7 protein-coding genes are annotated in these 7,783 nt (G+C 70.2%); 3 read left to right on the forward strand and 4 right to left on the reverse strand.

Features of this window, described 5'->3' with window-relative positions; translation table 11 throughout:
* Positions 1 to 134: 134 nt before the first annotated feature.
* The 3 genes from ACFW2Y_RS33400 to ACFW2Y_RS33410 form a co-directional block, all read right to left on the reverse strand.
* Positions 135 to 947: a hypothetical protein gene (locus tag ACFW2Y_RS33400; protein WP_384886763.1), complete on the reverse strand. Its 813-nt coding sequence runs from the start codon at positions 945 to 947 to the stop codon at positions 135 to 137.
* Between the two features lie 114 nt (positions 948 to 1,061).
* On the reverse strand, positions 1,062 to 3,470 hold the full coding sequence (locus tag ACFW2Y_RS33405; protein ID WP_384886766.1) for an HAD-IC family P-type ATPase: 2,409 nt from the start codon (positions 3,468 to 3,470) through the stop codon (positions 1,062 to 1,064).
* A gap of 88 nt (positions 3,471 to 3,558) precedes the next feature.
* On the reverse strand, positions 3,559 to 3,843 hold the full coding sequence (locus tag ACFW2Y_RS33410; RefSeq protein ID WP_384886769.1) for a DUF2530 domain-containing protein: 285 nt from the start codon (positions 3,841 to 3,843) through the stop codon (positions 3,559 to 3,561).
* A gap of 163 nt (positions 3,844 to 4,006) precedes the next feature.
* Between ACFW2Y_RS33410 and ACFW2Y_RS33415 the strand changes: the two genes are divergently transcribed.
* Positions 4,007 to 5,452, forward strand: a complete 1,446-nt coding sequence (locus ACFW2Y_RS33415) for an NCS2 family permease (RefSeq protein ID WP_384886772.1) — start codon at positions 4,007 to 4,009, stop codon at positions 5,450 to 5,452.
* Here ACFW2Y_RS33415 and ACFW2Y_RS33420 read toward each other — a convergent pair.
* Positions 5,422 to 5,679, reverse strand: a complete 258-nt coding sequence (locus tag ACFW2Y_RS33420) for a hypothetical protein (protein ID WP_384886775.1) — start codon at positions 5,677 to 5,679, stop codon at positions 5,422 to 5,424. The genes ACFW2Y_RS33415 and ACFW2Y_RS33420 overlap by 31 nt on opposite strands.
* A gap of 212 nt (positions 5,680 to 5,891) precedes the next feature.
* Between ACFW2Y_RS33420 and ACFW2Y_RS33425 the strand changes: the two genes are divergently transcribed.
* Both ACFW2Y_RS33425 and ACFW2Y_RS33430 read left to right on the forward strand, forming a co-directional pair.
* Positions 5,892 to 6,332 carry a MarR family winged helix-turn-helix transcriptional regulator gene (locus tag ACFW2Y_RS33425; protein WP_384886778.1) on the forward strand — a complete coding sequence of 147 codons (441 nt, stop codon included), beginning with the start codon at positions 5,892 to 5,894 and terminating at the stop codon, positions 6,330 to 6,332.
* A 26-nt stretch (positions 6,333 to 6,358) separates the two neighbouring features.
* Positions 6,359 to 7,696, forward strand: coding sequence for an MFS transporter (locus ACFW2Y_RS33430; RefSeq protein ID WP_384886781.1), 1,338 nt, complete (start codon positions 6,359 to 6,361; stop codon positions 7,694 to 7,696).
* The last annotated feature ends 87 nt before the right edge of the window (positions 7,697 to 7,783 follow it).

Here is a 7,783-nt window from a genome sequence, read left to right on the forward strand (position 1 = left end):
AGCCCCGGGGCTCGGAAGGAGGACCCGCTTGCGCAATGCCCCCGGGGACGCTCCTGGGAGGGTGGGAAGGGGCCCGGCGGGGGCTGCGGTCAGGAGCTCGGGCCGGATTCGCGGGGGCAGGGCCCGCAGGCCGGTCACGACCCGCTCCCGGAGAACGCGTCGACGGCCATGGCGGCCAGCAGGGCCACTCCGTTGAGCCCGCAGAAGAGGACGAACGCCCCCAGGGCGATGTTGAGGCGCCGCACGGACGGCTCCTGCAGCACCACCGCGTCCGACGGGTCCCGGGGGTCGTAGCCGACCCGGACGTTCGGTGCGAAGCCCAGGTGGGGGAGGGTGCGGTTCGTGCCCGCGGTGTCCGTGTAGAGGCACATCCCGGGCATGTCGACCGTCGAGGCGACGACGGTGATGCCGTGCTTGAGCAGGCGCCGCTCGCGGTTCCACGTCCACACGTGGTACGCACCGAAGCCGAGGCCCGCCGTCGTGATCACTCCGATCGGCACGCCGGCGATGGCGAGGGCGAGGCCGTCGCCCCCCGCCGCTCCGACGGCCACGCAGAGGGCGACGACCGTGCCGAGGCACCCGAACACGAACCGCTTGAGGCGGCGCACGAACTGCTCGCGTCGGGAGGAGGCGAGGGCGTGCAGGACGGTGCAGGCCGCGCCGTCGATCTCCTCGGTCTGCTCGGGCAGCCGTGCGTTCACGGCATCGGCGAAGGCGAGGGCGGCTGCCTCGCTCACGTCCTCGATCCGATGCACGGTGGGCTCGACCCCGGCCGGGGCCCTCAGTTCGACGGCGACGGACCGCCCTTCGGCGTGGATCCGGGCGATGGCGAAGGCGGGCACGTGGAGCTCTTCGCCGGGGCGCTCCAGGATCAGTCCGTCGTTCTCGGCGCTCAGGACGGTGCCGCGACGGCCTTGGAGGACGGGTGGGGACGAGGTATTTGACATGGACAGGATCGTAAGGACGGGGGCGCCCCGGAAGCCCGTCGGGGCCGCCCCGTCCGGAGGCCCTCCGCCGTGCCCGGCCCGGACGCGGCCGGGCGGCCCGGCCCCGTCCCGGCCCTACGCCGGGAACCTCCGGGTCACCCAGCGCCAGGCGAGTTCGAGCAGGATTCCGCCCGCCGCCGCGATGGCGACCGCCGTCCAGGGCATGGTCACGCCGACCAGCTTGAGGGCGAAGAAGTCCTGGAGCCAGGGGACGACGAGGACCAGGAGGAAGGCGGCGGACATGGCGGTGACGAGGGCGAGGCGCCACCAGGTGTAGGGGCGGGCGATGATCGCGAGGACCCAGAGGGACACCAGGAAGAGGGTCAGGGTGGCCGCGCTGGTCTCGGCGCCCAGGGAGTCCGGGCCCGTGTAGTGGTGGCGGGCCAGCAGATAGGTGGTGAAGGTGGTCGCCGCCGCGATGACGCCACCGGGAACGGCGTACCGCATGACCCGGCGCACGAAGTTCGGTCTGGCGCGCTCCTTGTTGGGGGCCAGGGCGAGGAAGAAGGCCGGGACGCCGATCGTGAGGGTGGAGAGCAGGGTCAGGTGGCGGGGGAGGAAGGGGTACTCCACCTGGGAGCAGACGACCAGGACCGCGAGCAGCACCGAGTAGACCGTCTTCGTGAGGAAGAGGGTGGCCACCCGGGTGATGTTGCCGATGACCCGGCGGCCTTCCGCCACCACCGAGGGCAGGGTCGCGAAGCTGTTGTTGAGGAGGACGATCTGGGCGACGGCCCGGGTGGCCTCCGAACCCGAGCCCATCGAGACGCCGATGTCCGCGTCCTTCAGCGCCAGGACGTCGTTGACGCCGTCCCCGGTCATGGCGACGGTGTGCCCGTGGGACTGGAGGGCCGCCACCATGTCCCGCTTCTGCCGTGGGGCGACCCGGCCGAAGACGGCGTTCTCGTCGAGCGTCTTCGCCATCTCCTCGCGGTCGGCGGGGAGGAAGCGGGCGTCCACCGTGTGCTCCGCACCGGGCATGTCGAGCTTCCCGGCCACCGCGCCCACCGAGACCGCGTTGTCACCGGAGATGACCTTGGTGGCGACGTCCTGGTCGGCGAAGTAGGCGAGGGTGTCGGCGGCGTCGGGCCGCAGCCGCTGTTCCAGGACGACGAGTGCGGTGGGGCGGGCGTCCTCGGCGACCGCGGGGGAGTCGAGTTCCCGGACCGTACGGGCGAGGAGGAGGACCCGCAGGCCCTGCTCGTTGAGGTGGTCGATCTCGGCGAGGGCCGGGTCGCCGTCCTTGAGCAGGACGTCCGGGGCGCCCAGCAGCCAGGTCGAGTTCTCGCCGTCCCCCTCGCTGAAGGACGCGCCGCTGTACTTGCGGGCCGAGGAGAACGGCAGCGACTCGGTGCAGCGCCACTCCACCGTGTCCGGGTAGGCGTCGATGATGGCTTGCAGGGAGGCGTTCGGGCGCGGGTCGGATTCGCCGAGGGCGCCGAGCACCTTGCGCACGTAGGACTCGTCGGAGCCGTTGAGCGGGCGGAGCTCCGTGACGTCCATGCCGCCTTCGGTGAGGGTGCCCGTCTTGTCCAGGCAGACCACGTCGACCCGGGCGAGGCCCTCGATGGCCGGCAGTTCCTGCACCAGGCACTGTTTGCGGCCGAGCCTGATCACGCCGATCGCGAAGGCGACGGAGGTGAGCAGGACGAGGCCCTCGGGGATCATCGGCACGATGCCGCCGACCGTGCGGGCGACGGCGTCCTTGAGGTTGTTGTCCTTCACGACGAGCTGGCTGATGACGAGCCCGGTCGCCGTCGGGACCATCATCCACGTCACGTACTTGAGGATCGTGGAGATGCCGGTGCGCAGTTCCGAGTGGACCAGGGTGAAGCGGGAGGCCTCTTCGGCGAGCTGCGCCGCGTACGCCTCGCGGCCGACCTTGGTGGCGGTGAAGGCGCCGCCGCCGGCGACCACGAACGAGCCCGACATGACCGGGTCGCCGGGGCGTTTGACGACCGGGTCGGCCTCGCCGGTGAGGAGGGACTCGTCGATCTCCAGGCTGTCGGCCTCCGCCACCTCGCCGTCGACGACGACCTTGTCTCCGGGGCCGAGCTCGATGAGGTCGCCGAGGACGATCTCCGAGGTGGACAGTTCGGCGGCGGCGCCGTCGCGCCGGACGGTGGGTTTCGCCTCGCCGATGACCGCGAGGCCGTCCAGGGTCTTCTTGGCGCGGAGCTCCTGGATGATGCCGATGCCGGTGTTGGCGATGATCACGAAGCCGAAGAGGCTGTCCTGGATCGGCGCGACGATGAGCATGATCACCCACAGCACGCCGATGATCGCGTTGAAGCGGGTGAAGACGTTGCCCCGGACGATGTCGGCGGTGGAGCGGGAGCTGCGCAGCGGGACGTCGTTGACCTCGCCGCGGGCGACGCGTTCGGCGACCTCGGCCGAGGACAGGCCGGCGGGGCGGTGCACGACGGGCGGTCCGGTGGTCGCCGTCCCGCTGCCGCCCGTGTCGATCTTCGCCCGCTGAGTCATGGTTTCGACGTTACGACCGGAATCGACCGTTCACCTGCCGAAGGGGCGCAAGATCAGACCGAGGGATGAGCGGAATCGTTCCCTGGTGCTAGGCGTCGAGGCGGGTCTCGGGGTCCCCCGTCGCGTCTGCCGCCGCATGCCTCTTGATCGCCGCGTCCCGCTTCCGCACGTACCAGATGCCGATCAGGCCGAGCCCCGCGCCGGCCAGGCAGGTCCACACCCACCAGCCGAGGTCCCGGTCGGCGAACCAGCCGTAGAAGGGAACCTGGACGAGGAAGAGGACGAACCAGAGGATCGTGCCGCCGGTGATGGTGGCGACGACGGGCCCTTCGAGGGGCTCGGGTGCCTCGTGCTTCGGTGTCCACTTCGCCATGGGGATCAGTTTAGGTCGCACCCTTGTGTCCCCCTGCACGGTCTACGCGCGGAGATAGACGCTCACTCGCTCATGTGTTCATACTGAAACGGTTTGCCTCAGGCAGGTTCCCTTCGTATGAACCGCCAAGAAGGACTTCTCCGAACCTCCGAAGAGGAACCCCATGAGCACCACGGCCACCGCCAAGGCCATGCCGCCGGAGACCCCTGGGACCCCCGTCTCCGCCCTCGACCGCTTCTTCAGGATCTCCGAGCGCGGTTCGACCGTCGCCCGGGAGGTCCGGGGCGGTTTCGCCACCTTCTTCGCGATGGCCTACATCATCGTGCTGAACCCGATCATCCTCGGCAGCGCCAAGGACATGTACGGGCACCAGCTCGACGGCGGACAGCTGGTCACCGCCACGGTGGTGAGCGCGGCCTTCTCGACCCTGCTCATGGGCGTCATCGGCAACGTGCCGATCGCCCTCGCCGCCGGCCTCGGCGTCAACACGGTCGTCGCGCTCCAGCTCGCGCCCAAGATGTCCTGGCCGGACGCGATGGGCATGGTCGTCCTCGCCGGCATCGTCGTGATGCTGCTCGTCGCGACCGGTCTGCGCGAGCGGGTCATGAACGCCGTCCCGCTGGGCCTGCGCAAGGGCATCGCGATCGGCATCGGCCTCTTCATCATGCTGATCGGCCTCGTCGACTCGGGCTTCGTCTCCCGCATCCCCGACGCCGCGCACACCACCGTCCCGATCCAGCTGGGCGGCGACGGGCACCTCACCGGCTGGCCGGTCCTCGTCTTCGTCCTGGGCACGCTCCTCACCCTCGCCCTGATCATCCGCAAGGTGCCGGGCGCGATCCTCATCTCCATCGTGGCGATGACGGCCCTCGCCATGCTGGTCAACGCGGTCGCGACCGTCCCCTCCTGGGGCCTCACCACCCCGGAGTGGCCCGGCAATCCGATCGCCACGCCGGACGTGGGCCTGCTCGGTGAGTTCAGCCTCTTCGGCGGCTTCGGCAAGGTCGGCCTCCTGACCGGCTGCCTCTTCGTCTTCACCGTGCTGCTGTCCTGCTTCTTCGACGCGATGGGCACGATCCTGGGCGTCGGCGACGAGGCCAAGCTGATGGACGAGGACGGCAACTTCCCCGGCATCAACAAGGTGCTCCTGGTCGACGGCCTGGCCGTCGCCTCCGGTGGTGCGAGCTCTTCCTCGGCGACCACCTGCTTCGTGGAGTCCACGGCGGGCGTCGGCGAGGGTGCCCGTACGGGTCTCGCCTCGGTCGTGACCGGCGGTCTGTTCTCGGTGGCGCTGTTCCTCACGCCGCTCGCCACCATGGTCCCGTCGCAGGCGGCGACGCCCGCGCTGCTCGCGGTCGGCTTCCTGATCCTGGCCGGTTCGGTCAAGGACATCGACTGGAGCGACTACACCATCGCGGTGCCGGCGTTCCTGGCCATGGTGATGATGCCGTTCACGTACTCGATCACGAACGGCATCGGCATCGGCTTCATCGCGTTCAGCGTGCTGCGTCTCGCGGCCGGCCGGGGCCGTGAAGTCCCGGTTGCCATGTACGTGGTGTCGGCGGTCTTCGTCTTCTACTACGCGATGCCGGCGCTCGGCCTCACGTGATCACCGGCGTGATCGCCGGCGTGATCGCCGTCACCGGCCGCGCTCGCGGCTGAACCGTAGAACTTCTCCGTCTCGTCGACCGCGGTTTTGAACCGCTGGTCGAAATCCTCGCGAATGAGCGTCCGGGCCACGTAGTCCTGGACGCTCATTCCTCTTTTGGCGGCGTGACTCCTGAGCCGGTCGAGCAGCTCACCGTCGATGCGCAGGCTGAGCACTGTCGATCCCATGCCGTTCAGGGTCAGGGCTGCCGGGGCCCCTTTGCGTCACTTTCCGGATCCGACTCACTCATTTGGGTGATGCATGGATACCGAAGCGTGATCTGCCGGGCGGCGCGCTGCCGCCCTTCCGGCGGAGTTCCGTGCGGCCATGGGTGTGACGCACGTGACGTCCGGGCATTCCGGTTGGTATTTAGACAGAGTAATGAGTTAGGCTAACGACTATGCCAGACCTGTCCCACGGCACCGCCGACGCCGCCGCCGTGAACGCGCTCCGCTCCTCCGTCATGAGACTGGGCCGACGCCTCAAACACCAGCGCGTCGACGAATCGCTGAGCCCCACCGAGATGTCGGTGCTCGGCACCCTGTCGCTCTGCGGCTCCGCCACCCCCGGTGAGCTGGCGCGCAAGGAGCACGTCCAGCCGCCGTCGATGACCCGCATCGTCGCACTGCTCGAAGCCAAGGGACTGGTCCGGCTGGAGCCGCACCCCGACGACCGCCGGCAGAAGGTCGTCAGTCAGACCGAGCAGGCCGAAGCCATGCTCGAAGAGTCCCGCCGCAAACGGAACGCCTGGCTGGCCACCCTCGTCGAGGGCCTGGACGAGGACGAATGGGCCAAGCTGCGCGCCGCCGCCCCGGTCCTGGAGAAGCTCGCCCACCTGTAACCGAGGCGCCAAGGAGGCGACGCACTTTGAGCACGGGACCCGGAGCAGACTCCGCACCCGTCCGCACACCCGCACACCGAACCCGCCGGGGCGGGGGGACCTTCTCCTCGCTCAAGATCCGGAACTACCGGCTGTTCTTCACCGGAGCGATCGTCTCCAACACCGGTACGTGGATGGCCCGGATCACCCAGGACTGGCTGGTCCTGAGCCTCACCGGCTCGGCCGCCGCCGTCGGCATCACCACCGCCCTGCAGTTCCTGCCGATGCTGCTCTTCGGGCTGTACGGCGGCGTCATCGCCGACCGCTACCCGAAGCGGCGCCTGCTCCTCGTCAGCCAGGCCGCCCTCGGGCTGTGCGGGCTCGCGCTCGCCGCACTCACCCTGTCCGGCTCCGTCCAGGTCTGGCACGTCTATCTGATCGCCTTCCTCCTCGGCATGGTGACGGTCGTCGACAACCCGGCGCGGCAGTCCTTCGTCTCCGAGATGGTCGGCCCCGACCAACTCCGCAACGCCGTCTCCCTGAACTCGGCGAACTTCCAGTCCGCGCGGCTCATCGGCCCCGCCGTCGCCGGCGTCCTCATCGCCGGGGTCGGCAGCGGCTGGGCCTTCCTCCTCAACGGCCTGTCCTTCCTCGCCCCGCTCCTCGGCCTCCTGCTGATGCGCACGAGCGAGCTCCACAAGGTCGAGCGCGCCCCGCGCGGCAAGGGCCAGCTGCGGGAGGGACTGCGGTACGTCGCCGGGCGGCCGGACCTGCTCTGGCCGATCGTCCTGGTCGGCTTCATCGGCACCTTCGGCTTCAACTTCCCGATCTGGCTCACCGCCTTCTCCGGTGACGTCTTCCACGTCGGAGCCGGTGCGTACGGCTTCCTCAACACGCTGATGGCCGTCGGCTCCCTGGTGGGCGCCCTCGCCGCGGCCCGGCGCGGTTCCACCCGCCTGCGGATGTTGGTGATCGCCGCGGCCGTCTTCGGCGTCCTGGAGATCGCCGCCGCGCTGTCGCCGGCGTTCTGGGTGTTCGCGCTGCTGCTCGTGCCGATCGGCATGGTCGGCCTCACGGTCAACGTCACCGCCAACTCGGCCGTCCAGATGGCCACCGACCCGACCATGCGGGGCCGGGTGATGAGCCTGTACATGATGGTCTTCACCGGCGGCACCCCGATCGGCGCCCCGCTCCTCGGCTGGGTCACCGACACCTACGGCGCCCGCACCGGCTTCGCCGCCGGCGGCGTGATCTCGCTCGCCGCGGCGGTCGTGGTGGGCCTGGTCCTGGCCCGGGTCGGCGGCCTCAAGGTCGCGATGGGCTGGCACCACGGCCACCCGAGGGTGCAGTTCGTGGCGCGCGAGCGGCTGGCGACGGCCGCGTAGCCCCGGGCGGGCGGAGGCCCCGCACGACGGCAGGTCCCGCACGACGGCAGGTCCCGGCTTCGGGGAGCGACCCGCTCCCCGAAGCCG

The organism is Streptomyces sp. NPDC058877 (genome assembly GCF_042742855.1).
Classification (GTDB): Bacteria; Actinomycetota; Actinomycetes; order Streptomycetales; family Streptomycetaceae; genus Streptomyces.

Excerpts from the sequence above, each read along its gene's own strand:
- ACFW2Y_RS33405 (WP_384886766.1), bottom strand. The coding sequence starts at position 3,470 with ATGACTCAGCGGGCGAAGATCGACACGGGCGGCAGCGGGACGGCGACC.
- ACFW2Y_RS33415 (WP_384886772.1), top strand. The coding sequence starts at position 4,007 with ATGAGCACCACGGCCACCGCCAAGGCCATGCCGCCGGAGACCCCTGGG.
- ACFW2Y_RS33410 (WP_384886769.1), bottom strand. The coding sequence starts at position 3,843 with ATGGCGAAGTGGACACCGAAGCACGAGGCACCCGAGCCCCTCGAAGGG.
- ACFW2Y_RS33420 (WP_384886775.1), bottom strand. The coding sequence starts at position 5,679 with ATGGGATCGACAGTGCTCAGCCTGCGCATCGACGGTGAGCTGCTCGAC.
- ACFW2Y_RS33400 (WP_384886763.1), bottom strand. The coding sequence starts at position 947 with ATGTCAAATACCTCGTCCCCACCCGTCCTCCAAGGCCGTCGCGGCACC.
- ACFW2Y_RS33425 (WP_384886778.1), top strand. The coding sequence starts at position 5,892 with ATGCCAGACCTGTCCCACGGCACCGCCGACGCCGCCGCCGTGAACGCG.